The sequence below is a fragment of the Saccharopolyspora mangrovi genome (assembly GCF_035320975.1).
Lineage (GTDB): Bacteria > Actinomycetota > Actinomycetes > Mycobacteriales > Pseudonocardiaceae > Saccharopolyspora > Saccharopolyspora mangrovi.
Map to the genome: position 1 here is coordinate 148261 of NZ_JAWLNX010000011.1, position 26645 is coordinate 174905.

Consider the following 26645-nt stretch of genomic DNA (forward strand, 5'->3'; position numbering starts at 1 on the left):
GTCAGGTCCTCTCCGCCGCCAAACCGCGCAGCTCTCGCGGCGCGGCCGACAGGAACGACCCGACCCGGGTGATCAGGCGGCCCATCTCGTAGGCCACCAGCTCGATGTCGGTGTCCGCCGCCGACAGCACCGCCAGGCACGCGCCGCTGCCCGCCGCCGAGACGAACAGGAAACCGTGCTCCATCTCGACGTGCGTCTGCGCGACCTGGCCGCGGCCGAAGTCCTTGCTCACGCCCTTGCCGATGCTGCGCATGCTCGACGCCGCCGCGGCCAGCTTGTCACCGGCGTCCCGGTCCAGTCCGGCGGACTTGGCGATGACCAGGCCGTCGTTGGACAGCACCACGGCGTGGTCGGCGCCGTGCACGCCCTGCACGAAGTCGTCCAGCAGCCAACTCAGTTTCGAAGCTGTCTCGGTCATGCCCACCTCACACACATGTCGTCTGGTCTGCTCACGAGCCGCTGCTGTCGGATTCGTCGAAGCCGCCCCGGAACGCGCGGCGGAACCCCGCCAGCTTGCTCGGCGAGGCGACCACGGCCTGGTCTTCGGCGTCGGGGTCGTCCTTGAGTCCGTCTGCCAGGTGGGTCTGCGGCACCCGTTTCGGCAGCGCCGGACGATTTCCCTTGCCGCGCTTGGCTTCCGGTTCCGGCGCGGGCTCGTCCTCCGGTGCGGGCGATTCGGTGGCCGGCCACTGGTAGCCGGGCTGGGTCGCGTCCCCGCCGGGCGCGGCGGACTGGTCGGTCATCGTCCCATCCCAGCTCAGTTCGCGCGGCTGCGGCACCAACGTCGGTTCGGTCCGCGCACCGTTGATCGGCTGTTGCTCCGCACCCGACCGCTCCTCCAGGTTCCCGGCGATCTCGCGTCGCCGCTGCACCGCGCCGATCGGCACCTGCACGGTGTCGCCCTCGCCCTCACCACCGCCTGCTTCCAGGATCCGGTGGGGCAGCAGCACGGTGGCGCGGGTGCCGCCGTAGGCCGAGACGCCGAACTCCACGGAGATCTCGCGGCGGGAGGCCAGCCGGGCGGCGGTGAACAGGCCCAGCTGCTCGGCCTTGTTGTTCTCCAGCACGAGCCGGTCGAACTCCGGCGGCTGGTGCATCATCTCGTTGGCCCGCTGGCGGATCTCGGGGTCCATGCCCAGGCCCTGGTCGGCGATGTCGATGGCGATCCCGCGCGCGACCTCGTTGGCCCCGACGTGCACCTGCGTGTTCGGCGGGGAGAACGCCGTCGCGTTGTCGATCAGCTCGGAGATCAAGTGGATCGAGTCGCCCACGGCCGCGCCGTGCAGCATCACGTCCGGCACGTGGCCGATGACCACCCGGGAGTACTGGTCGATCTCGGACATCGCCGAGCGCAGCACGTCCATCAGCGCGACCGGGCGGCTCCACCGGCGACCGGGCTGCTGGTCACCGAGGACCAGCAGGTTCTCCACCGTGCGGCGGGCGCGGGTGGTGGAGTTGTCCAGGTCGAACAGCTTGGCCAGCTGCTGGGAGCTCTCCTCGTTGCGCTCCAGCTGGTCGATCGTGGTGTGCATGCCGCGCAGCAGCCGCTGGATGCGGTGGGCCATGCCGACGAAGACGACGCGCGCGCCCTGCCGCGCCCGGGTTTCGCCGACGGCGGCCTGCACGGCCTCCCGCTGGAACAGCTGGATGGCGTGGGCGACTTCGCCGACCTCGTCGCTGCGGTAGTGCTCCAGGCGCACCATCTCGGCGTCGACGTCGACCGCCTCGCCCTCGCGGAGCCTGCGGACCACGTCGGGCAGCCGCTCGGCCATCGCCAGCGATTCGGTGCGCAGGCCCTGCAGCCGGGTCAGCAGCGCGTCGTCGACGACGGTGCGGTAGACGCGGCGGGCGAAGAAGAACGACCCGACCGAGACCACCAGCGCGACCAGGCCGCCGACCAGCACCGTCCACAGCGTGCTGCTCGCGCGGCCGACGGCGCCGCTGGCGACCTGCTCGCTCTGGGTGCGCACCAGGTTGGACATCTCGGCGCCGATGTCGTTGGTCATCCGCCGCCAGTCCTCGACGCGCAGCTGCGGGCGGTCGCCCGGGCCGAACGCCCCGTGCTGGATGAGCTGGTCCTCAGCGGCGACCAGCTGCTTCCAGTCCGGGTTGGCCAGCATCGCCTGGTAGCGCTGCCGCACCTCGGGCAGCATCGTGGTCATGTTGGCTTCGACCGCCGCGTGGTGGCCGATGATGTAGCCGGTGAGCTCGCGGTGCTGGGCCGGGGTCAGCTGGCCGCTGGCGAGGATGGTGCCGACCATCGAGGACTCGCGGGAGAGCATGTCCGAGGCCCGGAACAGGCCCACGGCGGCCAGCGATCCCTGACGCGCCTCGGAGTCCGGCGTGATCCGCGACTGGATGTCGAAGAGCCTGGTCGCGGTGTCGAACATGCCGTTGTAGAAGGCGTTGAGCTCGTCGACGGTCGCCTGCCCGGCGGCGATGCGGTTGCGCAGGTCGGGCAGCCCCTCGAAGTAGCCGTTGAGCTCGTTCATCGGCCCGATGACGTCGGCGGGAGCCGATTGCAGGACGGGAGCGGCCTTCTCGTTGAGCTCGGCGAGCGCGCTGTCGGTGGCGCCCTGCTGGCCGAGCAGCTCGCTGGTGCCGGCGCCGGGCTGGCCGATGACCTCGAGGCTGCGGAGACGTTCGCGCTGGACCTGGTCCAGGGCGTTGACCGCGGGCAGCGACATCGACTGCACACCGGAGGCGATCTGCCGGGCGAAGAAGGCGTCGAAGGCGAACAGCGAACAACCCACCGCCCACAGGACTGCCACGACGACCCACGGGACGAACACCGCCCAGGTCAGTCGCGACCGGATCGAAGAGCCACCGGCGCGTCGTCTTTCGGGCCCTGGCGAGGATGAGGAATGGTCTTGGGTCGTCACTTCCACGTTCTTTCCATCGATGGTCTTTCGCCCACGCCAGGGCATGCCCCGGCGGCCCGACAATGCGTGCCCTCGATACGCGAGGCACCTTATCGGATGATCTTCACTCAATAGTGGAGGCTGGCGAGTATTCCCCACCACTGCTGGACGGACGACAGTTCCTGCGGGATTTTTCCCATTGAACCGTGATCAGGCGGAGAAGGTGTGAAAACGCCGGACAGCGCGCGTGCCCGTCAATTCGAGAAGCCATCGAGATCACTCGAATGGAGGCCGCAGATCATCACTGTCCGGAATTGACCCGGAGCGCACTCCTCATCACCCCAGAAACGGACCAACCCGACTCGCTCAGGCCTCGCGATGAGCCTCGTCGGCGGCATCGCGCAACAGCGGCAGCCGCGCGGGCCCGGCCAGGCCGAGGTGGTACAGGTGCAGCTCGCTCGCCCCCGCCTCGCGCAACCGGCGCGCGTAGCCGGCGAGATCGCCGGCCTGCGGGCCGACAGCGGTCACGTAGGCGCCCACGTTGCCGACCCCGGCGGACCTCGCCGCGGCGACCTCGTCCGGGCCGGTGGGGTTCCAGCACGGCACGACGACCCCGTCGACCTCGGCCGGGACGTCCGGGGGCAGCCCCGGCAGCGCACCCGTCGCCCACGCGTCGGCGCTGCCGTGCAGCAGCACCCGGCGGCCGGTCCCCACGGCCCCGAGCACCGCGCGACGCAAGCGGTCGGTGGCCTCGCGGCGGCCCGCGAGCAGGTTCTCCCGCAGATCATCGGGCAGTTCGTCGGTGGTGGCGGTCAGCTCGCCGGTGGCGATGATCCGCCGGACCTCGGCGCGCAAGGCCTCGCGCACCCGGTCCGGGTCGACACCGGCCCAGCTGCGCGCGCACTCCCGGCAGCAGCACACCGACAGCAGGCGGGCCACCGCCGGGGCCCAGACGGCGTCGGTCTTCTCGTGCTGGTGCTGGTGCACGGCGCCGAGCTGGCCGCACGCCTCCAGCACCACCGAACGCACGTCGAGCCCCGCCAGCGCCGCTTCGGTGAGCCGAGCCGCGTAGTCGCGCACCTCGGAGTGCGACGGGCACAGCGCCCACGGGTAGACCTCGCCGAAGCAGTTGCGCACCGCGAGGTCCGGAAAACGCCCGCCCAGCAACGAGTTGTGCGTCAGCACCAGCCACGCCGCCGCCGGCACACCGCTGCGGGCCAGCTCGGCGACGGCCGCGCCCGCGCTGTCCGGGCCGACCCAATCCGGCTCGGCCGGGTGCAGCCTGCCCCAGCCGGTGCCCACCGGCCGGTAGAGCGCGGCGTGGCGGGCCACGACCGCGCTGCGGTTCTCGTCGAACGGGGTCGCCGCCCTGGCGCTGTGGTAGGCGACCGCCACGGCCACCTCGTCCACGCCGGACGCCGCGACCCGGTCGGCGAAACCGGGCCGGACGTCCCAGGGGTAGGCGTAGCCGGTGACGTGCGCGCTCATCGCGCGACCGCCGGGGCCTTCTCCTTCGCGGCCCGGTCGAGCACGTCGAGCATCTCGTCGATCTCGTCGGTCCGCTCGGAGGCGACCGCACCGAGACCGATGAACAGGGCCAGCGACACCAGGATCGGCGTCGCGACCGTCGCGGTCTGGCTGGCGTCCACGCCGTAGTACAGGACGGCGTAGGTGATCAGGCCGCCCGCCCACGACACCAGCGCCGCCCGGGACCCGCAGCGGCGGAACCACGGCAGCATGCCCAGCAGCAACGGCACCGAGATCGGCCCCATCAGCGCCGCCACCCACGACACCACGATCGACAGCACCCCGCCGAGGCTGTCGGCCTGGGTGGCGACCAGCATGCTCAGCGCGATGAAGCTGAAGGTCGCGATACGGCCCGCGCGCAGCCGCTGGGTCTCGCCGAACTCGCGGGCCTTGCGCCACAGCACCGGCAGCATGTCGCGGGTGATGACCGCCGAGATGGCGTTGGCGTCGGAGGCGACCATCGCCATCGTGTGCGAGAACATGCCCGCCAGGACCAGGCCCACCATGCCCGCGGGCAGCAGCTTCTCGGTCATGGCCGCGTAGGAGGTCGTGGGGTCTTCCAGGCCCGGCACGAACAGCGGCGCGGCGAACATCGGGAACATCAGCACCAGCGGCCAGATCAGGTACAGCGCGGAGGACAGCAGCGCGCCCCGGCGGGCGGCGTGGTTGTCCGGCGAGGCCATGTAGCGCTGCGCCAGGTTCCACATGCCTCCGTTGTACTCCAGGGTTTTGACCAGCACGTACACCAGGAGGAAGACGGTCGTGTAGTCCTCGGTGACCGGCGAGAGGTGCCCTGCGGGCAGCCGGTCCCACATCGTCCACAGACCCGAGATGCCGCCGAACGAGGACAGCACCGCCCAGATCATCACGATCCCGGCCAGGCCTTGGATCACGAACTGCCCGAAGTCGGTGAGCGCGTCGGCCCACAGCCCGCCCGCCGTGCAGTACAGCAGCGTGACACCGCCGGTCACCAGGATTCCCACCAGGATCGGCACGCCGGCGAAGGACTCCAGCAGGATCGACACCGCGAACCACTTGGAGGCCACGTCGAAGACCTTCAGCGAGGCCCCGCTCCAGGCCAGGGCCTGCTGGGTGGGGATGTTGAAGCGCCGGGCCAGGAACTCCAGCGGCGAGGCCACGCCGAACTTGGCGCGCAACTGGTTCCAGCGCGCGGCGAACAGCCACGCCCCGATCGCCACACCGACTCCGATGGAGGCGAAGCCCCAGAAGTAGACGGTGACGCCCTGGCTGTAGGCGACTCCGGCGTAGGCGACGAACAGCACCGCGCTGTAACCGGACATGTGGTGCGAGATCCCGGCCAGCCACCAGGGCATCCGGCCACCGGCGATGAAGAAGTCCTTGTCGGTCTTGACCCTTCGGTGCGACCACCAGCCGATGCCGACCATCAGCCCGAAGTACCCGATGACCATGCCCCAGTCCAGCGCGTGCACCGGCCCACCCCTTCACATCCGATGACTTGGAACTCCGCGGCTGTCGAGCTCGCTGCGGGATCGTCGTTGACCCGGTCGCGTGCGCCGGATGTGGTGCCTCGCCCGGCCCGCGGGCGGGGAAAGCGCTTCCCGATTTGGGCCGAACGGACCACACGGGAATTCCGCGCGGTCTTGAACAATTTGTTTCGTAAAGTTCCGGAGCTGGACGCTAGTATGGCGTCGATCACGTGTCAACCAACGTTCGATCAGCGTCCGGCACCCGGAATTCCTTGACCTCGAAAGGAAAACACCTTGTCGGAACGCATCCTGATCACCGGCGCCGCCGGTGTCGTCGGCAAGCTGATGCGGCCGCGGCTGCGCCGGGAGGGCCGGACGCTCCGGCTGCTCGACATCGCGCGACCCGCACCCGCCGGTGAGGCGAAGCCCCATGTCGCGTGCCCTGCCAGGACGTCGACGCGGTGATCCACCTCGGCGGCCACAGCCGCGAGAACAGCTGGGCCGAAATACTTTCGGTCAACATCGACGGCACGCGGACCGTCCTGGAAGCCGCCGGGCAGGCCGGAGTGCCCCGGGTCGTCCTCGCGTCCAGCAACCACGCCGCCGGGTTCCGGCCGGTCTCGGAAACCGCGACGCTGGCCGCGGACTCGCCGCCGCGCCCGGACACCTACTACGGGGTGAGCAAAGCGGCGGTGGAGGCGCTGGGCAGCCTCTACCACTCCCGGTTCGGGATGGACGTGATCTGCATCCGCATCGGTGCGTGCTTCGAGGAGGTCCACGACGAGCGCGGACTCGGCCTGTGGCTCTCCCCGACGACGGCGCTCGGCTCTTCGAGGCCTGCCTGTCCCACCCGTCGCCGGGTTACCGGGTCGTCTGGGGAGTCTCGGACAACACCCGGCGCTGGGTCCCGCTGACCGAGGCCGAGGCGCTCGGCTACGCGTCCCAGGACGACGCGGAGGTCTTCGCCCCCGGGGTCGCCCCGAACACCAGCCACGAACTCCTCGGCGGTCCGTTCACCTCAGCTCCGCTGGGAGAACCGAACTAGCCGTCGGAGCCGTTCCGCACGGCTGAGCAGGGCGGCCTCGACCACTAGTGCTGCTGTTCGCTGCGGCGTTGTTCTTCTCGGTAGCCGTAGGCGGCCTGGCGGACCGCTTGGTCGGATTCCAGGCTGGAGCCCAGCGCGCCCGCGATCACGCCCATCGTGGTGAAGCCCCAGGCCAGGGTCAGGTAGCGGGTGAAGTCGGCGGCGTGCCCGAGGGTGCTGGCCAGCAGGTTCGGCGGCACGATGAACAGCGCCACCGCCAGGTTGATCACGAACAGGCCCAGGTACATCACGCCGACACCGATGGTCAGCGTCGCCACGGTCGAGGTGTTGTAGAGCAGCACCTGCTCGCGGTCCTGCTCGCTTTCGCTGCGCCGCTTCTCCCACAGCCCGTGCGCGGTGATCAGCCAGAACACCAGCAGCACGACCGAGACGAACCCGGCGATGACCTGCCGGTACACGCCGAGCTGATCACCGATCTGCCAGATCGTGCTCGACGACAGGCCGAAGGCGCTGGTGGCCACCGCGGCGGCCAGCGCGCTGCGCAGACCGAAGACCAGCTGCGCGGGCTGGTTCGACCGCACCATGCCGGAGAGCAGCCGCAACCGGCCGCGCCTGCGGGTCGTGGTGTAGCGGACGTCGGCCTCGTGCTCGCCGTCGTGCTCCTGGCGGTGCACCGGCGCCAGGAGCCGGGCGAGCTTGCTGTCGAGCCCGTAGCGGTTCTCACCGCCTCCGCCGCGGCCGGTGAGCTCGTCGACGATCTGCAGCATGACCTGCCTGGACCGCCGGTAGACCTGGGTGCCGCCCAGGGCGGGCAGGGACACGACTGCCACGTTGCGGTCGAGGTCGCTCTCGGCGACCACAGGCAGCCCGTCCGCGCGCACCGGCAGATCGGTCAGGCAGATCGCGTAGTCCCAGTCGTGCTGGTCCATGCGCTCGCGGGTGGACCCGAGGATGTCGCGGGTGTTGTGCCTGCCTGCCGTCACCGGGTCGACGTCGACCTCGACGGCCCACGAGTGCTGCTCATCGCTGAGCAGTTCGGGGAGCTCGTCGGCGAGGCGCCGGGTGACCTGCTCGGGCATGTCGGGGTCGGCGACGAGCCCGAGGCGGCGGTCCGGAGTGCCCGACTCCGGTTCGCCTCGTTCGGCGAGCTGCTCGGTCTCCCGCTGGTCCTCGGAGGCCTCGTCGTGCTCCTGCCCGCCCGGGTCACCGGCTTCGCCGGAAGCGTCGGCCTGGTCCTGGTCGACCATGCTCCTCCTCTCGGCAACCACACCCCGCATGATCCATTGTGTCCCTCGGGAGTGGATCACCCGGGGGGAACACGCCGGCGCGGGGTGTCAGCGCCGCGCCGGCGACTCCGGGCTGGCCGCCTGGTTGAAGCGGCCGGCGAGCCCGAGCAGCCGCAGCAGGCGGTCGACGGAGGGTGAGGGCACGAGCACCAGCTCCTTGTGCCGGGCCTCGGCGAGCCGGCTCAGCTCCAGCAGCGCGCACACCCCGTCGGAGTTGATGAAGTTGATCTGCGAGAGGTCGAGCACCACCATCGCGGCCGTGCCGGCCAGCCGCTGCCGGACGGGCTCGGCCAGCAGGTGCCGCGCCGCCAGGTCCAGCTCGCCCAGGACCTGGACGACCACCACGCCATCACCGGGTCGGACCGCCCGCACCCGTAACGTCCCGGACGCCGAACCCGCCGCCGGGGTGGCCCGGCGCGGGGGCGGGATGGAACTCGCCGTGCCGGTCAGGTCGGCGTTCACCACGAGCAGACCCCCTCGATACCTGGCCGAGCGCGCGCACCGGCGCCCGAACTGGAGACAGGAATTCGTTCCGCGAGCACCAGCGGGAGGCTGGTGCGTCCGATGGCCCACTGGGCCACGCCCCCGCAGCGGAACGGCACCGGCTGTGTGCTCAACCGACGGTGAACGCGAGCGTACAGAAAGTCGCGAAAGTCCGCACGGTGCAACGAAGTTGATCGCTCGCCGCAGCCGGATCCCGGTGCGCGCGTGGATCTTCGACGTGGAGCACCGCGCGCGAACGCGGGCTCGTCGACGACGACAGCGGTACGGTCCCGTTTCGTGTACCCCGAAGAGCTGATCGATGCGCGGCGCCGTGCCGCGTGGGGCAGCGCCGCGTTCCTGGTGGTCGGCCCCGGCAGCGTGACCGGCCTGGTCCCCTGGCTGCTCACGCGCTGGCGAGCGCGCCGGCCGGTGCCCGGAGGCGTGCCCGCCCAGTTGCTGGGCACCGCGATGATCCTCGTGGGTGGCGCGGCGCTGACCCGCTCCTTCGCCCACTTCGTCATCGCAGGCATGGGCACGCCCGTGCCTGGGGCACCACCGTCGAAGCTGGTCGTGACCGGTGTCTACCGGCACGTGCGCAACCCGATGTACGGGGCCATGCAGTTGATGATCATCGGCCAGGCGCTGCTGCTGGGGCAGTCCCGCCTGTACGTCTGGTCCTCGGTCGCCGCCGCCCTCCCCGCCGCCTACGTACCGCTGCGCGAAGAACCCGTGCTCCGGGAGCGCTTCGGCGAGGAGTACGACCGCTACTGCCGCAACGTCCCCCGCTGGCTACCACGACTGCGCCCCTGGCACCAGGACTAGCCCGCGGCACCGCTCGGACGGCGCGGCTGCAGCCGGTCGCGGAACGCGTCCGTGGCGTCGACGACGGCCTCGGCCAGACCGCCGGCCGCGCGATGCCCGGCGTCGACCAGCCGCAGCTCGTTGCCGGGCCAGGCCGCGGCGAGCTGCCAAGGCGTGCCCAGGAGGTTGCCCAGGTCGAGCGCGCCTTGGCACAGCGTCGCCGGGATGCCGGCGAGCGCCCCGGCCGAGCCGATGATCTCGTCATCGGCGAGCCAGGACCCGTGCCGCCAGAAGTGCGTGACGATGCGGGCGAATCCGAGCGCGAAGCGGGGGTCCGCGAACGCCGGGTTCGGTGGCGAGTCGGGGACGAGCGCGTCCTCCCACGCGCACCAGTCGCGTGCCGCTTTCGAGTGCACGGCGGGAGCGGGATGCATCAGCAGCCGGTGGTAGGCGTCGGCGAGGTCCCCGTCGCGGTCGCGCTCCGGCACGCCCGCCCGGAACCGGGCCCACGGTTCCGGGAAGAGGGCACCCAAACCCCGGGTGAGCAGGTCGGTCTCGGCACGTCGGCCGGTGGCGAGCCCGCACAGCACCATCTCCGACACGCGTTCCGGGTAGCGCTGCGCGTACGCCAGCGCCAGCACGCAACCCCAGGAGCCTCCTTGCACCAACCACCGGTCGACACCCAGGTGCTCGCGAAGCCGCTCCACGTCGACGATCAGGTGTTCGGTGGTGTTGGCCGACAGGTCGGCTCCCGGCTCGGCGGCGTGCGGTGTGCTGCGCCCGCACATGCGCTGGTCGAACAGCACGATCCGGTACGCCTGCGGATCGAAGTACCGGCGCATCCCCGGTGTGCACCCCGCCCCCGGGCCACCGTGCAGCACCAGCGCCGGTTTGCCCGCGGGGTTGCCGCACACCTCCCAGTGCACGAGGTGCCCGTCGCCGACCGCCAACATCCCCGACTCGTGCGGCTCGATCACCGGATACACCCTGGTCCCCTCTCAGCCGAGCCCACCCAGCATGCCATCGGCACGAGACCGGCGGTGGCGCTGGAGAAGTCCGAACGGCAGGGCGGTGCGGCCTCAGGTGTCGAGGTGGCGGGCCAGGTTGAGCATCCCCATCTGGTCGATGGTGTTGGGGTCCGGGTCGACGCAGGACTTGAGGCGGGCGGTGAGGGCTTCGCCGTCGAGGTCCGTGCCGATGAGCACGAGGTTGGTGGCGCGCTCACCCTTCCAGCGGGTCTTCTCGAAGGCGGCGTAGACGCCGACCGCGTGGAGCATGAAGCGCTTCTCGTCACCGGAGGGGCCGAAGTCGATGGGGCCCTTGATGCGGTAGACGCCCCGGCTGCGCTCGTTGAGGAAGCGCAGGAACGCCGAGGGGTTCAGCGGCTCCTCGGCGGTGAACTCCACCGACTCGTAGGCGGCGTGCATGTGCTGGTCGTGATCGTCGTCGTGCTCCTCCAGATCCGCGAAGGAGAGCTGCCTGGCGCCGGCGGACTCGCGCACCTCGGGGGCCTCGAACAGGATCCCCGGTGAGATGCGGCCCCGCTCGACGGCCAGCACGGCACCGTCGGCGATCTCCCGGACCGAGGTGATCACCCCCTCCCGGTCCGCCTCGCCGACGCGGTCGACCTTGTTGACCACGACCAGGTCGGCCAGCCGCACGTGGTCGTCGAGCTCGGGGTGCCGGGCGCGGGTGTCGTCGAACTCGGCGGCGTCGACGACCTCCACCAGGCCGCCGAACTCGATGTTGGGGTTCTGCGAGGACAGCACCAGCCGCACCAGCTGCCGGGGTTCGGCGATGCCGCTGGCCTCGATCACGATGGCGTCCAGCGGCGCGCCCGGGTGGGCCAGCCGCTCCAGCATCCGGTCCACGCCGTCGGAGTCCACCGCGCAGCACAGGCAGCCGTTCTCCAGCGACATGGCGACGTCGACCTGGCCGGCGACGTTCATCGCGTCGATGTTGATGCTGCCGAAGTCGTTGACCAGCACGCCGATCCGACGCCCGTCGTTGTTGCTCAGCAGGTGGTTGAGCAGGGTCGTCTTGCCCGAGCCCAAGTAGCCCGCCAGCACGACCACCGGAATCCGCGCCGTCACCGCTCCCCCAAGTTCAGAACTCGCTCACCGGTCGCCATCCTCGCACGTCACCACCCGCGCGCGACGAAGGCGCCTGACCGGCTTATTGACCAGATCACGATCCGCCCTCTAGCTTGTTGCGCAGCTCCAGTCGGACACTGTCCGAAATACCGAACAATCGTGCCGGACAACGAAGTCTCGGAGGTACGACGTGGCAGGTGGCGGGGTGAGCCGGAGAACCTTCCTCGGCGCGGCGGCCCTGGGATGCGCGGGTCTGTCGAGCGGCTGCGGGTTCACGGGCAGCGGGGACGCGCTGCGGTACTGGAACCTCTTCAGCGGCGGCGACGGCGAGACGATGAAGGCGATGCTCGACGCCTACCGCGCCACGCACCCCGGAGTCGAGCTCGAGGACGTCACGCTGGAATGGGGCGACCGCTACTACACCAAGCTCGCGATGGCCGGGGCCGCTGAGCGCGCGCCCGACGTCGCGATCCTGCACCTTGGGCGGCTGCCCGCGTTCGCGCCCGGCGGGCTGATCGACGAGATGCGTCCGGACCTGCTGCGCCAGGCCGGGATCGGGCCCGAGCACTTCCCGCCGGGCCTGTGGCGGAAGTCGGTGCGCGGCGGCAAGCTCTTCGCGATCCCGCTCGACACGCACCCGTTCGTCCAGTACTACAACACCGACGTCTGCCGCGCCGCCGGGCTGCTCGACGAGCAGGACCAGCTGCGCACCCCGACCGGCCAGGACGGCGTGCGCGAGGCGCTGCGCGCGGTCCGGCGCGCGACCGGGAACGCCGGTCTGCTGCTGGAGACCACCGGTGACGGGGTGGGCCCGTGGCGGCTGTTCTGGAGCCTCTACCGGCAGGCCGGTGGCGACCTGTTCACCCCGGACGGCGCCCGCTCCGCGCTGGACGAACGCAAGGTCGCCGACGTGCTCGGGTTCGTGCAGGGGCTGCACGCCGAAGGGCTGGCCGCGACCGGGATGGACGGCGACGGGGCGATCGCGCTGTTCAGCAGCGGTCGCGCCGGGTTCTTCTGGTACGGCGAGTGGGAGGTGCAGACGTTCCTCACCGCTGAGATGGACTTCGGGATGACCCGCTTCCCCGGCATCTTCGGACCGCCGCTGGCCGAGGCCGACTCGCACGCCTTCGTCCTGCCGCACCGGGACCGGGACGAGCGGGACCACCTGCTGGTCTACGACCTCATCGCCACCTTGCTGCGGGACAGCACGAGATGGGCCGAGGGCGGCCACATCCCGGCGTACCTGCCGGTGACCAACAGCGACGCCTACGCCCGCATGCATCCGCAGTCGGAGTACCGCTCGGTCATCGACGACGTGCAGCTCGATCCCGACGTGTGGTTCGCCGGCTCCGGTTCCCGGTTGTGGACCGAGATGAACTCGGTGCTCGGGCCGGCGATGGACGGCCGGCTGGGCGTCGACCGCGCCGTCGCGCAGATCCGGGACGTCGTCGAAGACCTGCTCGCCACCCCGAACCCCACGGCATGATCGGAGGCCGCATGAGCACGCGCAGCGCAGGCTCGGGTTTCGCGTTCGTGACGCCGTTCCTGGCCGCCTACCTGCTGTTCCTGGTGCTCCCGCTGGGGATGGGGCTGGCCACGAGCCTCACCGACGCCGGCCTGACCGGCAAGAGCACCGATTTCGTGGGGCTGGCGAACTTCGCCGAGGCCCTGACCGATCCGGCGATGTGGCGGTCCTTCGGCGTCACCGTCGGGTTCACCGCCGCCAGCGCTCCCCCGCTGATCCTGGTCGGACTGGTGATGGCGTTGCTGACCCACCACCTGGCCCCGGCTCGGTGGTTGTGGCGGCTGGCGTTCTTCGCGCCCTACGTGCTGCCGTCCTCGGCGGTCGCGCTGATCTTCGTGTGGATCTACCAGCCGGAGTTCGGGCTCGCCGACTCGTTGTTGTCCTGGCTGGGCATCGGTCCGATGGGCTGGCTCTCGCACCCCGTCGCGGCGATGCTCGGCGTGGTCGTGGCCACCGTGTGGTGGACCGTCGGCTTCAACTTCCTGCTGTACCTCGCCGCGCTGCAGGCGATCCCCGACGACCTCTACGAGGCGTCGTCGCTGGACGGCGCGGGCGGCTCGCGGCAGCTCTGGCACATCACGCTGCCGATGCTGCGCCCGACGACCGGCCTGGTCGCGGTGCTGCAGGTGGTGGCCTCGCTGAAGGTCTTCGACCAGTTCTACCTGATCACCAACGGCGGGCCGCAGCACAGCACGCGGCCGATCCTGCAGTACGTCTACGAATCCGGGTTCACCAACTACCGCACGGGATACGCCTCGGCGGTGTCCTACGTGTTCTTCGCAGCGATCCTGCTGGTCACCCTCACGCACTTCAGCATCCAACGCCGCCGGGCCGCGGGAGGCACCCATGGCTGACCGATTCCGCTGGGGCACAGCGGTTCTGGCCGTCGCCACCATCGCGCTGGCCGCGTTGTGGTCGTTGCCATTCGGGTGGACGCTGCTGACCTCGCTCAAGCCCGAGTCGGAGACCACCGAGGTGCCGCTGCGCTGGCTGCCCAGCGAGTTCACCGTCGAGGCCTACCGCAGCGTGCTGGCCACCGACGACATCTGGATCTGGCTGTTCAACAGCGTTTTCACCGCGGGCGCGGTGACGGTGCTGGTGGTGCTGCTGTCGAGCATGGCCGCCTACGGCTTCTCCCGCACGGACTTCCGCGGCCGCAAGGCGCTGTTCGGGTTCGTCGTCGCGGGCGTGCTGGTGCCGACCGAGGTGCTGATCGTGCCGCTGTTCCAGGAGATGGTGTTCCTGGGCCTGGTGGACACGCCGTGGGGCGTGATCCTGCCGCAGGTCGTGCTGCCCGCGATGGTGTTCATCCTCAAGGTGTTCTTCGACGGCGTGCCCCGCGAGCTCGAAGAGGCCGCGATCGTCGACGGCGCGAGCCGGTGGCGGATCTACTGGCGCATCGTCATGCCGCTGTCGCGCCCGGTGCTGGCGGCCGTCGCGATCTTCACCTTCATCACGACGTGGAACAACTTCCTGTGGCCGTTCATCGTCACCGCGGACCCGAGCGCGATGACGCTGCCGGTCGGGCTGGCCACGGTCCAGGGCAGTTACGGCGTCCGCTACGCCGAGGTGATGGCCACCGTGGTCATCGCCGGACTGCCGCTGCTGCTGCTGTTCGTGCTGTTCCAGCGCCAGATCGTGCGCGGCGTCGCGCACACCGGTCTGGCCGGGCGATAGGGAGGAACTGGGAGATGACCCACGGCGAGACCGCGCGGGCGGACCTGACGATCGACCCGGCCTTCGAGGTCGGCGAGGTCAACCCGCGGCTGTTCGGCTCGTTCGTCGAGCACCTGGGCCGCTGCGTGCACACCGGCATCCACGAGCCGGGGCATCCCGCGGCCCGGGAGGACGGCCTGCGGCAGGACGTGCTGGACCTGGTGCGGGAACTGGGCGTGACGCTGGTGCGCTACCCGGGCGGCAACTTCGTCTCCGGGTACCGCTGGGAGGACGGCGTCGGCCCGGTCGAGCAACGTCCGAGGCGGCTGGACCCGGCGTGGCGTTCGGTGGAGACCAACGAGTTCGGGCTCAACGAGTTCATGCGCTTCACCGAGGTCTCCGAGGTGGAACCGATGATGGCGCTGAACCTGGGCACGCGCGGCCCGCAGGAGGCGCGCGAGCTGCTGGAGTACTGCAACCACCCCGGCGGCACCGCGTGGTCGGACCTGCGGCGCTCGCACGGGCACGAGCAACCCCACGGGATCGGTTTCTGGTGCCTGGGCAACGAGCTCGACGGGCCGTGGCAGATGGGCCACAAGACCGCCGAGGAGTACGGGCGGGTGGCCGCCGAGACCGCGCGGGTGATGCGCATGGTCGATCCCGGGGTGCAGCTGGTGGCCTGCGGCAGCTCGAACTCGGCGATGCCCACGTTCGCCGCGTGGGAGAACACCGTCCTGGAGCACACCTACGAGCACGTCGACCACATCTCCTGCCACGCCTACTACGAGGAATCCGGCGGCGACGTCGACAGCTTCCTCGCCTCGGCCCAGGACATGGAGCACTTCATCAACTCCGTCGTGGCGACCTGCGACCACGTGCGCGCCAAGCTGCGCAGCCGGAAGCGGCTGGCGCTGTCGTTCGACGAGTGGAACGTCTGGTACCGGGGGCTGCGCGATCCCGCCACCGAGCCGGACTGGGAGGTGGCGCCCCGGCTGCTGGAGGACAACTACACGCTCACCGACGCCGTGGTGGTGGGCAGCCTGCTGGTGACGCTGCTGCGCCACTGCGACCGGGTGACCGCCGCGTGCCTCGCGCAGCTGGTCAACGTGATCGCGCCGATCATGACCGAGCCCGGCGGCCCGGCGTGGCGGCAGACCACCTTCTACCCCTTCGCCGATGCCGCCCGGCACGGGCGCGGCCGCGTGCTGCGCGTCGAGCCGCGCTCGACCAGGCACGACACCGCCCAGTACGGCGAGGTCGACCTGCTGCACGCCACCGCGGTTCAGGAGGACGAGGGCACCGTCACGGTGTTCGCGGTGAACCGGAGCACCGACCTGCCGCTGGAGCTGGTCGCCGACGTCCGCGCCGCCGGCAGCGCGCGCGTCCTGGAGCACCGGGTGCTCACCGACGCCGACCGGCACGCCCGCAACACCCTCGCCGAACCCGACCGGGTCCGGCCCCGCGCCCTCGACGGCGCCGCGATCGACGGCGGGACGCTCACCGCCACCCTGCCCCCGCTGTCCTGGAACGTCCTGCGACTGCGCGGCTGACCTGGCCGCGAGGGGTCAGCGCGAGTCGGGGGTGAGCCGGAGGTGGTGGTGGGGTTCGAGGTCGGGCGCGGGCCAGGAACATGCTCCAGGCCAGGGCGTTCGCGCGGTTGGAGCCGCCACCCCAGTCCGCGTCGGTCGGTGCCGGACTGCCTGCCCGATCGGTGCGGACGTACCGGCCGGGGAGGAGCTCTTCGGCCAGCAGCAGCTGCCAGGTGCGCCGAGCGAAGTCCGGGTCGAGCGGCGAGAGCAGCGCCGCGATCTGCGCCGTGTTCGTGATCCCCTCGCTGAGCGGGCCGTGATCCCCAGCCTGGTGGCCTGCAACGTGCAGATGTCGCCGTCCGGCGCGGTGAACTCGGTGCGCAGCCGGTGCAGGAAGCGCGGCGCGACGGCCTCGGCGTGCCGGGTCCCGGCTGCGGTGTCGTACATGCGCAAACCAGCCAGGGCCACGGAGTTGCAGAACGGGAACACCAAACCCGGTTCGCACGGCCACAGCACGAGCGGGGAGCGCTGGAAGTTGGCGCTGACGTGCTCGGCGATGTCGGTGTGGCTGTAGGCGAACTCGGTGCCGTCGTCCCAGCGGAACCGCAGCGCGCCGGGCTCGTCGAAGCTGTCGTCGCCGGTGGCCTGCCGGTAGGCCGAGAGCATCAGCAGCAGGTAACCGGAGTACATGACGTTCGCCGGGCCGCCGATGGGATCGGGGCTGTTGCGGAGCATGCCCCACCGGTTCTCCCGCCGCCAGTAGCTCCAGACGGGCCGGTCGGTCATCCGCTGGACCAGGGCGCGCAGCGCGTCGTCGCGGTAGCCGCAGTAGGCGGGAGTGTGGGTGTGCCGCAGGGTCGCCAGCAGCAGAAAGACCGCCCAGATCCGGTACCGCATGGCCGGCAGCAGGTACTCGTCGCCGAACGGGCCGAAGCCGTTCCACTCGTGCGCGGGTTGCAGGGCCAGCGCTTCCGCCCAGCGCGCCAGCCGCGCTCGGTCGGCCTGGTCGGCCGGCTCGTCCCTGCTCGGCCGCCACTCCTCGCACGGCGCGGTGTCCAGGTAGTTCTGCGGGAGTCGCCGAGCTTCCGGGCGGACTCGCCCCGCCGCCGTTCGCGGAGCAGCAGCGCGGCCGGAACGCCGAGGACCGCGACCAGCTGGGCCCACGGCACCCACTCCTGCGGTCGATGGCCGTGCCCGTCGTGCACGGCCGCCAGCACCGCAGCCACCAGCATCGAGGTGATGATCACCGCCGGGAGCGCGAGGTAGTCGCCCTTCGACAAGGCGCGCTGGACACCCGTGAGCAGCCCGGCCACCACGGCGAGCAGGACGAGCAGGTGCAGCAGCAGCCACGGCACCAGCTCCCCCGACCAGCTCGGTGCGGGCGTGGCGAAGACGACGCCGAACCCGGGGACCAGCCCGGCCGCCCGCAACCAGTCCGGACCGCCCAGCGCGCTCGGCAACAGCCCCAGCAGCACCAGGGACGAGCCGAGGAGGCTCACGCGCTGCAGCCGGCAGGTCGTCAGCGGGCCGCGCAGGCCCGGCGGTCGTGGCAGAGTCGCGCTCGAAGAATCGCGCCCCATCGCGTCGTCCTCCCCCAGGAGTAGCCCAGCGACTGGTTCGAAGAGCGGAATTGACCCGATGCCCCACATGCGGCCTACTCGGTCGCATGTGCCCCATTTGCGCGGCCATCGCGGTCCCCTCACTCACGGTGGTGTGGTGGCGCTGGATGCGGCACCGCCGTGAGCGTGAAGACAATCCCCAGACGCCTCCCGCGGTCATCGCGCGCCCGCCCAGGCTCGACGAGTACGGGACCGACAAGGCGGGCCCGCCGAATTGACGTCGGCGGGCCCACCTCCGAGCGGAATTCGATCTCCTACTGCTGCCGGCCCACGTCGGTGAGGGCCTCGTCGAGAATGCCGAGTCCCCGATCGATTTCGGCCTCGGTGGCCGTGAGCGGCGGTGCGATGCGGAAGGTGCCGCCCATTCCCGGGAGCTGGACGATGTTCATGTGCAGCCCCAGCTCGGTGCAGCGGCGGGTGACGGCCGCGCCCAGTTTGTCGACGTCTCCCCCGTCCGGTCCGGCGGTGAGCTCCAGTCCCACCAGCAGTCCCCGGCCGCGGACGTCGCCGATCACCGGGTGCCGACCGGCCAGCTCGCGGAGACCGCCGGTCAGCCGCTCGCCCAGTTCGCGGGCGCGCACGTCGAGCCGGTCGCGGGTGAGCACGTCGAGGACCGTGTTGCCGACGGCGGCCGGGAGCGGGTCGTTGACGTGGGTGGTGAAGAACAGGAAGCCCCGGTCGTGGGCCTGCTGCTCGATCTCGGCGCTGGTCAGCACCGCTGCCAGCGGCAGTCCGGCACCGAGGGTCTTGGACAGGGTCAGGATGTCCGGGACGACGCCGTCGCGCTCGAAGGCGTACCAGTCGCCGGTGCGGCACAGGCCCGTCTGGGCCTCGTCGAGGATGAGCAGCATGCCGCGCTCGTGGCACTTCTCGCGCAGCGCGGCCAGGTAGCCGGGCGGCAGGTCGATGACACCGCCCGAGCTCAGGATCGGCTCGACGATGCAGGCCGCGAGGCTGCCGACGGACTGCGCGTCGATCAGGTCGAATCCCAGGTCCAACTGGCGGCGCCAGTCCAGCTCACCGCTGCTGTCGACGATGTCCGGGTGGAAGGCGTCCGGGACCGGCAGCGCGAAGTTGCCGGGTGCCGCCGGGCCGTAGCCGACGCGGCCGGCGCGGTAGGTGGCGTTGGCGGCGGCCTGGGTCATGCCGTGCCAGGACCGGGCGAACGAGACGATCTCGTGCTTGCCGGTCACGAGCTTGGCCATCCGCAGCGCGGCCTCGTTCGACTCCGCGCCGGTGGTCAGGAACAGGGCCTTGTCCAGCGGCTCCGGCAGCGTCTCGGCCAGCCGCCTCGCGAGGTCGATGACCGGTCGGCTGAGCATCCCGCTGTAGAGGTGGTCGAGCCGGGCCGCCTGCTGCTGGACCGTGGCGACGATCTCGGGGTGGGAGTGCCCGAGGATCGCGCTCATCTGCCCTGAGGTGAAGTCCAGCAGCTCGCGCCCGTCCTCGGTGAACACCGAGGCGCCCTCGGCGCGCTCGATGACACCGGGGCTGAAGGCGCCGCGCCCGGAGTAGCGGATCAGGTCACGTGTGGCGAGGTCGTCCATGCCCCGAAACTACGGGAGGTACCGGGGGTGGTGGCAGTTCCGGCTGCGGACCGCCACCACCCCGCCGGGCGGTCGTCAGACTTCGACGGGCTGGTCGTAGACGGAGAAGCGGAAGTACGTGCCGAGGTCGGCCGGCGCGCCCGGGGCCGTGGTGCGGTAGGCCAGCAGGTCCTGCAGGCCCGTCATGGTCGCCGGGTGCTGGGGTGCCAGGGCGGAGATCATCTCGAGGTGGGGCTGCGGGTCGAGACCTTCCTGTCGCATGAGGACGGCGATGCGCTGGGCCGCGTCCTCATCGGACCCGGCGTTGCCCGGTAATCGCAGGTACAGGTTCGCCTCCTCCGGTTGCGGGGAACCGGACCGGAAGGCCAGGCACACCATCGGCTCCTCCCCTTCGGACTTGTCCTGCCCGTGATAGAGCGACCGCCACGCGCGGGCGGCCCGGTGGGAATCGTGACCGGACGCCAAGGACGCGACGGCGTCGAGGTCTTCGAGTGCTCGACCGGTGATCCGGAAATAGATCTTCACGCGCGCTCTCTCCGAATTCATCAAATCGAGGGCGGCGAATTCGATCTCATTTCCTCGGTCGATCATCTCCGGCATCCACATTCGCACCGAGGACCAAGAACGACCGAGTCCGAGTCGTTCCATCGCCTCCGTCGTCCGCTCCAGCACGGCAGCCGGATCCGAGCTTTCCGATTGCGGATTGAAATAGGCCTTGTACCGCGTGGATTCACCTGGGCACCACGCCAGCGAATGCCAGATCGTGGGACGGTTCAGCCGTGGTCGATCGCTGACGAAGAGGTCTTCCACGAGGCGGTATCGACGCAGGTCCACGCCCTCTCGATCGGCGAGCCGCTCGGTGAAATCCCGTCCGGCGCGCTGACATCCGGCAGGTGTGGCCTGGTCGCCGAGCGATTCGAAGAGTATCCGGAGTTCCGGACGGCGCGCTTTCCAACTGATGGACATCTCCGCCGGAAAACCGTCCGCTGAAACAAAAGAGGGAACCTCCGGGCAAGAGCCGATCGGGTGATCACCCCATGAGCCCAACGCCACACTGAGTTCTGTGATGAGGGTCTCCACATCGGAGTTCGAGAACCCCAGATGTGCGGCAGCAGTTCGGTACTGGCTGGTCAGGAACTGTGTGAATGAGACGCCGTGAGCGGGGAAGACTCCCCACCGACGAGGTGATGGCGAAACCTCTCGTGAACTAGGCACTACCCCGACCTTCCGCATCGCGGTTACTCTTGATCGCGGCATGGCGCCTGTCAGCAACATCAACACGATCTCATCCGAACTCCGAATTGGGAATGGTCTGCACGTGGAGAGGGTCCGATGGGCACTGTGGACGATCGCGGAGAAGAACCATCTCAGCAGGCAGCTACCCGTGATGTGTGCGTGATCGGCGCCGGAATTTCCGGACTCGCGGTGATGCGTTCACTCCGGCGCCGCGGAATCGACTTCATCGGGTTCGAACGCGACGACGCCGTCGGTGGTGTCTGGAACTTCGACCCCGCCGCTGCGGACAGCCCGCACCCGGCCTACGGATCCCTGCACCTCAACACCTCCAGCAAGGTCACCGGGTTCACCGGATTCCCGGTGCCCGAGGACTTCCCGCGCTACCCGCGCCACGACCAGGTCGCCTCCTACCTGCGCCGGTTCGCCGACGAGCACGACCTCACCGGGCACATCGAGTTCGGCACCGACGTCCGCCAGGTGGAAGCCGCCCCCGGCGGCTGGTCCGTCACCACCGCCGACGCGCGAGGAGCGGTGCGAACGCGGCACTTCCGGGACGTGGTGCTGGCCTCGGGGTATCACTCCGCGCCACGCCTTCCGGACCCGAAGATCACCGGTTCAGACGAATTCCACGGCAGGCAACTGCATTCCGCTGATTACACCGATCCGGAGCCGTTCCGCGGGAAGAAGGTCACCGTCGTCGGGTTCGGCAACTCCGCCTGCGACATCGCCGTCGAGCTCTCCCGGGTGGCGGCCAAGACGGTGCTGTCGATCCGCCGGGGTGCGCACGTGGTGCCGAAAACCCTGATGGGACTGCCGATCGACGAGATCGCGGCGAGCCGCTGGTGGTCGTTCCTGCCGTTCAAGCTGCAGCGCAGGCTCATCGAGGTGCTGCTGTACCTCTCGCGCGGGCGCATCGGCGACTACGGCCTGCCCGAACCCGATCACCGCGTGATGGAAGCGCCGATCACCATCTCCGACGAGCTGCTCAGCCGCCTCTCGCACGGGGAGATCACCGTCCGGCCCAGCATCCGGGAACTCACCCGCGACGGCGTGACGTTCGGTGACGGCAGCACCGAGGACGCCGACGCGATCATCCTCTGCACCGGCTACGACATGTCGCTGCCGGTGCCCGACGACGTCGCCTTCGACGCCGACGGGCGGCTCTCGCTGTTCCAGCGGATCGTGCCGGTGGGCCACCGGGGGCTGTACTTCGCGGGATTCCTGCGCCCGGTGGGCGCGCTGACGCGGCTCGCCGAGCTGCAGGCGGAGTGGATCGGCGACCTCGTCAGCGGCGAGTCCCGGCTGCCCGGGCAGCACGAGATGGCCGCCGAGGTCAGCGGCCACCTCGACCGGATCGCCCGGCGCTACGGCACCGAGCGGCCCGAGGACGCGCTCAACGTCGACGTCCCGACCTACGTGCGCTCGCTCAAGCAGGAGCACCGCCGGAGCCTGGCCCGATCGTCGGTCCCGGCGGCCTCCTCCCGTCATCCCAGCTACGCGGTCACTGACCTGCACCGACCTTCTGCTGACTGGCCATCTGCTTCTTGACCAATTCACGCTCTTCGGCGGGAATCCTCTTCCGCCTCACGACGGAAGATTCCTGCTTCGCAGCAGGTCGCCCCGCCCGGGAAGTATCCGGTTGAGGGCTTACACCAGCTCCACAGGCCGACGCCGCCAGCCCGGCGGCCAGGATGTTCTTCGCTGCGTTGACGTCGCGGTCATGCCGGACCTCGCAACCATCACACGCCCATTCACGTACGTTCAGCGGCAGTCTCGCGGTGACTCTGCCACAGTCAGAGCACTTCTTCGACGAAGGGAACCAACGGTCGATCACGATCAGTTCCCGGCCATACCAGGCGCACTTGTACTCCAGCATCGACCGCATCTCAGACCACGATGCATCGCTGATCACTCGGGCGAGCTTGCGGTTCTTGCTCATGTTGGTCACCGACAAGTCCTCGATCACGACCGCTTGGTTCTCGCGGACGAGCCGAGTGGTGACCTTGTGCAGATGATCTTTGCGTCGGTCAGCGATCCTTGCATGGATACGGGCGACCTAGGTGAGCAGCGATGTGATCCCGGCGTCCACACCTACTGCTCGACGTGCGGGCCCGTGGTGATCGACCGCAGTTTCCACCCGGATGGACACGAACGACTCAAAGGTGGCGCTGGGCGGTACTCACACACCCGATTTGCTCCGCCCACGCGCGGAAGCCGCTGCTTCTGCGGCCGCGGTTCCGATGACGTGCTCGAGCAGGCGGGCGAGGACGTCCTTGACGTCGGCTCGGCGCCGGGCGTCGAAGTTCACCACCGGGACCTTGGCGGTGTCGATCTGCAGGGCGTTGGCGATGTCGGCGGGCTCGTAGCGTTGGGTGCCGTCGAACTCGTTGACCGCGACCACGTACGGGATCCGGCGGTCCTCGTAGAAGTCCAGGCTGGAGAAGCAGTCGTCGAGGCGACGGGTGTCGGCCACCACCACGGCGCCGAACGCGCCGTGGGTGTGGTCGTCCCACACCGACCAGAACCGCGACTGGCCGGGCATGCCGAACAGGAACAGCGGGGTCCCGTTGCTCAGGTTGATCCGGCCGAAGTCGATGCTGACCGTGGTCGTCGTCTTCTCCGGAACACCGGTGAGGGCGTCCACGGCGGCGCTGGCGTCGGTGATGGGCTCGTCGGTGAGCCGCACGTACCGGTCCGGGTCGGCCACGCTCTTGATCAGGGTCGTCTTGCCGCACCCGTATCCGCCGGCGATGACGAGCTTGACCGGCGGCCGCTCAAAGCTGTTTAACACTGTCCAGAACCCCCTGTAGGTATTCCAGTGTTGCATCGGAAACGGTTTCTTCCGGGGTGCTTTCGCCGTCGAGCGTGAGAACCCCCCGCCGCAGCAACGCACCCACCAGGGCGCGCGCCGTCAGGACCGGGGTCCCGAGGCTGCCGGCGACCTCGGCTATGGCCACCGGGTTCTTCGCCAGCTCCAGCGCGGCGCTGTCGGCCATCGACAGGTCGCGATGACCGTGGCCGTCGGGCCTGGCGACGACCTGCGTCGCCAGGTCCAGGTCCAGGTCGGACTTCTCCGGGGCACCTGCGACGACGAAGGGCCGGACGCCCGCACCGGGGTCCTCCGCGTGGACGTTCTGCTGGTCGGACATCGGTTACGGCCTCGTCCCCGTCAGCGAATCGGCGGAGCCTCCGCGGCCCTCGGTCACCAGGTGCTCGCCGACCTGGGCCAGCAGCCGGTCGAGTTCGACGTTGACGATCAGCGGGTCGGCGGCGGTGTCGACGACCACCGTGATCCCGGTGCGCTCGGCGGCCAGGGCCAGGATCACGAACCGGTTCGCGCCCTCGATGACGGTCTTGGTCAGGTCCCCACCACCGCCGATCACGCTGACCCGCTTCGACGAGCTGAACGCCGACGCCGACATCGCGGCGAGATCTTCGGCCTGCTCCTTCGACACGCCTTCGGACGCGGCCCTGGGAAACCCGTCCGACGACCACAACACGACGCAGTCCACGTCCGCGACGCGCTGCGCGAAGTCGGTCAGCACCCAGCTCAAGTCGCCTCGGCTCTCGCTCACTGTGTTCACCCCTCACCTCGGTCGCTACCGTGGTTCTGCCTGCCGGAGACGAAACCCATCGCTCCGCCGCCCGCGCTGCGCCGCGTTCCGGGGTCCTCGCCCGCGGAACCGGTCTCCTTGGCCTTCTTCTCCTCGTCGAGGGCCCGGCCGACGGCCGAAGCGCCCCGGCGTCGCACCGGGAGTCCCACCGGCGAGGTCTCCAGCGGTTCGTCCTCGACCGGCTCGGCGCGCGGCGCCGACGGCTCCGGACGGGTTTCGGCGCGGGTTTCGACCGGGTCGGCCAGCAGCGCCGTGGCGCTGCCGAGCGCGGCGCGCGCACCGGAAGTGCCCACCGGGGACGACCTCTCGATATCCGGCTCGCGGAGCAGGTCGGCGGGGATGGTCACCTCGGCGCGGATCCCGCCGGACTCGCCGGCCGACAGCACGACCTGGATGTTCCACTGCTGCGTGATCCGCGCGACCACCGGCAGGCCCAGCTGCATGTGCCGCTGGACGCCGCCGAGCGCGAAATCGGTGTCGGTGCTGAGGATCGTGTTGGCCTCGCCCAGCTTCTCGGGCTGCATGCCCAGACCCCGGTCCTCGATGACGACCACGAGCGCGCCGCTGCGCTCCTCGGTCCACACCCGGGCCTTGCCCTGCGGGGAGCTGTAGTTGGCGGCGTTGTCCATCAGCTCCGCGAGCACGCGGATCAGGTACGGCGCGGCCTGGCCGTCGACGGCCACCGCACCCGGGTGGCGGGTGTGGATGCGGCCGTAGTGCTCGATCTCGGCTCGCGCGGATTCGAGGATGATCTCCATCGCCGTCGGGCCCCGGTGGTAGCGCGCGAGCCGGTTGCCCGACAGCAGCCGCAGGTTCTCGGCGAGCCGGCGGGCGCGCAGCAGGAGGCTGTCGAGCACCAGCAGCGCCCGGTAGCGGGGCGCGGCCTCGCCGGCTTCGCGCTCCTCGGTGTCGACGATCTGCATGGCGTTCTGCACGATCTGCTGGACTCGCGCGGCCATGCCGACCACGACGCGGGTGAACGCGTTGCTGGTCTGCTTCTGCTTGATGCGCTCCTGCACGGCGACCTGGTAGGCGCCCGCGAAGGCGTCGGCCACCTCGCCGATCTCGTCCTTGCCGAAGTCCAGCGAGCGCAGCGGTGCGGAGACGTCGACCTCTTCGCCGCGCTCGACCTTGCGGAAGAGCTCGGGGACGTCCTCGTCGGCGATCTTGCGGACGGCGTCGCGCAGTTCGACCAGTCGCTGCGGCACCAGGGCGACCAGGTGGCGTCCGGCGAACCACCACATCAGCACCGCGGCACCGGCGGTGGCCAGCAGCACCAGGCCGGCGAACAGCGCGGTGCGCAGCAGCGCGTTGGTGCCGTTGGTGAGCCCGAGGTCCGCGCCGTAGCGGGCCTGCTCGACGGCCAGGTCGGTGAGCTCGCCACCGACCTGGTCGCTGATCTGGTTCCACTGCTGGGTCGTCACGCCCGGGGCCTGGCCCCGGGTGATCAGCTGCTGCTCGATGGTCTGCAGCCGCTGCCAGGCGGGCGAGCGGGTGAGCTCCTCGTAGCGCTGCGTGACCTGCGGCGAGGAGTTGGGGGCCTGCTCTTCGAGCTCGTCGTGGTAGGAGCCGACCAGAACGGCGAAGTCGACCTGCTCCTCGGGCAGCATCCGGGCTTCCACGCCTCGGGTGCCCAGCATCGTGGTCTGCGCCATCTGGTCGCCGGCGCGGAAGATCTCGGTGGCGGTGATGCCCGCCTGCCCGGCCTCGGCGTCCTCGACGGAGCGGGCCTGACCGTCGAACAGGTCGGCACCGGCTTCGAGGATCTCGTTGTAGTGGTGGATCGTCTCGAGCTTGTGCGCCGGGTTGACCGGCATCGCCGGGCGGAAGTGGGGAAGCTCGCCGATCAGCGCGCGCACCCGCTCGATCTTGCCCTTCATGTCGGCCGGGACGGCCGGGTTGGACGCCAGATCACCGAGCCTGCCGGAGAGTTCGCCGACGGCGCGGTCGGTGGCGGCGTAGCGCTGGGCGAGGGCGTCGGGACGGGATTCACCGTCGAAAGCGCGGGCGACCTGCTGGCGTTCGGCCTGCACCGCGGTGAAGGTGCGCACGGCGGGGATCGAGGTGTCCTGCACGGTCACGGCGACGTAGCGGACGATGAGGCCGTCGACGAACGAGGGCGCGAAACCGACGAGCACCACCACGAAGAACAGCGCGACGATGGTGATCAGGATGTTCCGGATCCTGCGCCGGAGGCTCGTCCTGTCCGGCTCGCGCGTTCTGCTCCTGCCCAACCGCACGTCGACCGCTCCTTCGGTTGTCCTCAGATGAGACAGGCCCCGGCCCCCGGCAGCCTTCGCGCGAATCGATGCGGAGCACGAGCTCCGCCGGCAGTCCACGACATTGGGGGGACTTCACCGAAGTGAGTGGGTGTG

The 26645-nt window shown here is 70.3% G+C and carries 23 protein-coding genes and 1 pseudogene; 7 read left to right on the forward strand and 17 right to left on the reverse strand.

Features of this window, described 5'->3' with window-relative positions; translation table 11 throughout:
- Window position 1 precedes the first annotated feature (1 nt).
- The 4 genes from R4I43_RS17565 to R4I43_RS17580 all read right to left on the reverse strand — a co-directional run bounded on the left by R4I43_RS17565 (window position 2) and on the right by R4I43_RS17580 (window position 5839).
- Window positions 2-418: a roadblock/LC7 domain-containing protein gene (locus tag R4I43_RS17565; RefSeq protein WP_324266710.1), complete on the reverse strand. Its 417-nt coding sequence runs from the start codon at window positions 416-418 to the stop codon at window positions 2-4.
- A gap of 31 nt (window positions 419-449) precedes the next feature.
- The gene (locus R4I43_RS17570) at window positions 450-2771 is read right to left on the reverse strand and encodes a sensor histidine kinase (RefSeq protein ID WP_324266711.1); all 2322 of its coding nucleotides are present in this window, start codon (window positions 2769-2771) and stop codon (window positions 450-452) included.
- A 456-nt stretch (window positions 2772-3227) separates the two neighbouring features.
- On the reverse strand, window positions 3228-4349 hold the full coding sequence (locus R4I43_RS17575; RefSeq protein ID WP_324266712.1) for a hypothetical protein: 1122 nt from the start codon (window positions 4347-4349) through the stop codon (window positions 3228-3230).
- Window positions 4346-5839 carry a sodium:solute symporter family protein gene (locus R4I43_RS17580; protein WP_324266713.1) on the reverse strand — a complete coding sequence of 498 codons (1494 nt, stop codon included), beginning with the start codon at window positions 5837-5839 and terminating at the stop codon, window positions 4346-4348. The genes R4I43_RS17575 and R4I43_RS17580 overlap by 4 nt, the downstream gene beginning before the upstream one ends.
- 342 nt (window positions 5840-6181) lie before the next feature.
- Between R4I43_RS17580 and R4I43_RS17585 the strand changes: the two are divergent.
- Window positions 6182-6881 (forward strand): annotated as a pseudogene (locus tag R4I43_RS17585) (NAD-dependent epimerase/dehydratase family protein).
- A 44-nt stretch (window positions 6882-6925) separates the two neighbouring features.
- On the opposite strand, the gene R4I43_RS17590 reads toward R4I43_RS17585, so the two are convergent.
- Window positions 6926-8128: a hypothetical protein gene (locus tag R4I43_RS17590; protein ID WP_324266714.1), complete on the reverse strand. Its 1203-nt coding sequence runs from the start codon at window positions 8126-8128 to the stop codon at window positions 6926-6928.
- Between the two features lie 87 nt (window positions 8129-8215).
- Window positions 8216-8632, reverse strand: a complete 417-nt coding sequence (locus R4I43_RS17595) for an STAS domain-containing protein (protein ID WP_324266715.1) — start codon at window positions 8630-8632, stop codon at window positions 8216-8218.
- 315 nt (window positions 8633-8947) lie between these two features.
- Between R4I43_RS17595 and R4I43_RS17600 the strand changes: the two genes are divergently transcribed.
- Window positions 8948-9472, forward strand: a complete 525-nt coding sequence (locus tag R4I43_RS17600; protein WP_324266716.1) for a methyltransferase family protein — start codon at window positions 8948-8950, stop codon at window positions 9470-9472.
- Here R4I43_RS17600 and pip read toward each other — a convergent pair.
- Complete coding sequence (gene pip / locus R4I43_RS17605) at window positions 9469-10437, reverse strand: prolyl aminopeptidase (protein ID WP_324266717.1); 969 nt, start codon at window positions 10435-10437, stop codon at window positions 9469-9471. The two genes, R4I43_RS17600 and pip, sit on opposite strands and share 4 nt — an antisense overlap.
- A gap of 93 nt (window positions 10438-10530) precedes the next feature.
- Window positions 10531-11544 (reverse strand): CobW family GTP-binding protein, encoded by a 1014-nt coding sequence (locus R4I43_RS17610; RefSeq protein WP_324266718.1) that lies wholly within the window; start codon window positions 11542-11544, stop codon window positions 10531-10533.
- Between the two features lie 205 nt (window positions 11545-11749).
- Here R4I43_RS17610 and R4I43_RS17615 point away from each other — a divergent pair, with 205 nt between their 5' ends.
- Genes R4I43_RS17615 through arfA form a run of 4 tightly spaced genes read left to right on the forward strand, consistent with a single transcriptional unit; the run spans window position 11750 to window position 16275 of the window.
- Entirely contained in the window at window positions 11750-13030 is a 1281-nt protein-coding gene (locus R4I43_RS17615; RefSeq protein WP_324266719.1) for an extracellular solute-binding protein, read from the forward strand.
- A gap of 11 nt (window positions 13031-13041) precedes the next feature.
- Complete coding sequence (locus tag R4I43_RS17620; protein WP_324266720.1) at window positions 13042-13923, forward strand: carbohydrate ABC transporter permease; 882 nt, start codon at window positions 13042-13044, stop codon at window positions 13921-13923.
- The gene (locus R4I43_RS17625) at window positions 13916-14746 is read left to right on the forward strand and encodes a carbohydrate ABC transporter permease (protein ID WP_324266721.1); all 831 of its coding nucleotides are present in this window, start codon (window positions 13916-13918) and stop codon (window positions 14744-14746) included. The genes R4I43_RS17620 and R4I43_RS17625 overlap by 8 nt, the downstream gene beginning before the upstream one ends.
- Window positions 14747-14760: 14 nt before the next feature.
- Window positions 14761-16275, forward strand: a complete 1515-nt coding sequence (gene arfA / locus R4I43_RS17630; protein ID WP_324266722.1) for an arabinosylfuranosidase ArfA — start codon at window positions 14761-14763, stop codon at window positions 16273-16275.
- Between the two features lie 15 nt (window positions 16276-16290).
- On the opposite strand, the gene R4I43_RS17635 is transcribed toward arfA, so the two are convergent.
- The 4 genes from R4I43_RS17635 to R4I43_RS17650 all read right to left on the reverse strand — a co-directional run bounded on the left by R4I43_RS17635 (window position 16291) and on the right by R4I43_RS17650 (window position 20695).
- Window positions 16291-17151 (reverse strand): linalool dehydratase/isomerase domain-containing protein, encoded by an 861-nt coding sequence (locus R4I43_RS17635; protein ID WP_324266723.1) that lies wholly within the window; start codon window positions 17149-17151, stop codon window positions 16291-16293.
- On the reverse strand, window positions 17037-17834 hold the full coding sequence (locus R4I43_RS17640) for a hypothetical protein (RefSeq protein WP_324266724.1): 798 nt from the start codon (window positions 17832-17834) through the stop codon (window positions 17037-17039). The genes R4I43_RS17635 and R4I43_RS17640 overlap by 115 nt, the downstream gene beginning before the upstream one ends.
- A gap of 293 nt (window positions 17835-18127) precedes the next feature.
- The gene (locus R4I43_RS17645) at window positions 18128-19420 is read right to left on the reverse strand and encodes an aspartate aminotransferase family protein (RefSeq protein ID WP_324266725.1); all 1293 of its coding nucleotides are present in this window, start codon (window positions 19418-19420) and stop codon (window positions 18128-18130) included.
- A 75-nt stretch (window positions 19421-19495) separates the two neighbouring features.
- Complete coding sequence (locus R4I43_RS17650) at window positions 19496-20695, reverse strand: tryptophan dimethylallyltransferase family protein (protein WP_324266767.1); 1200 nt, start codon at window positions 20693-20695, stop codon at window positions 19496-19498.
- Window positions 20696-20752: 57 nt separating this feature from the next.
- On the opposite strand from R4I43_RS17650, the gene R4I43_RS17655 reads away from it, so the two are divergent.
- The gene (locus R4I43_RS17655) at window positions 20753-22204 is read left to right on the forward strand and encodes a flavin-containing monooxygenase (RefSeq protein WP_324266726.1); all 1452 of its coding nucleotides are present in this window, start codon (window positions 20753-20755) and stop codon (window positions 22202-22204) included.
- On the opposite strand, the gene R4I43_RS17660 is transcribed toward R4I43_RS17655, so the two are convergent.
- The 5 genes from R4I43_RS17660 to R4I43_RS17680 form a co-directional block, all read right to left on the reverse strand.
- Window positions 22158-22703: an RNA-guided endonuclease TnpB family protein gene (locus R4I43_RS17660; RefSeq protein ID WP_324266768.1), complete on the reverse strand. Its 546-nt coding sequence runs from the start codon at window positions 22701-22703 to the stop codon at window positions 22158-22160. The two genes, R4I43_RS17655 and R4I43_RS17660, sit on opposite strands and share 47 nt — an antisense overlap.
- A 132-nt stretch (window positions 22704-22835) precedes the next feature.
- On the reverse strand, window positions 22836-23447 hold the full coding sequence (locus tag R4I43_RS17665; RefSeq protein WP_324266727.1) for a GTP-binding protein: 612 nt from the start codon (window positions 23445-23447) through the stop codon (window positions 22836-22838).
- Entirely contained in the window at window positions 23431-23805 is a 375-nt protein-coding gene (locus tag R4I43_RS17670; protein ID WP_324266728.1) for a DUF742 domain-containing protein, read from the reverse strand. The genes R4I43_RS17665 and R4I43_RS17670 overlap by 17 nt, the downstream gene beginning before the upstream one ends.
- 3 nt (window positions 23806-23808) lie before the next feature.
- A complete protein-coding gene (locus R4I43_RS17675; protein WP_324266729.1) occupies window positions 23809-24231 on the reverse strand; it encodes a roadblock/LC7 domain-containing protein in 423 nt (140 codons plus the stop codon).
- 5 nt (window positions 24232-24236) lie between these two features.
- Window positions 24237-26510 (reverse strand): sensor histidine kinase, encoded by a 2274-nt coding sequence (locus R4I43_RS17680; protein ID WP_324266730.1) that lies wholly within the window; start codon window positions 26508-26510, stop codon window positions 24237-24239.
- Window positions 26511-26645 lie beyond the last annotated feature (135 nt).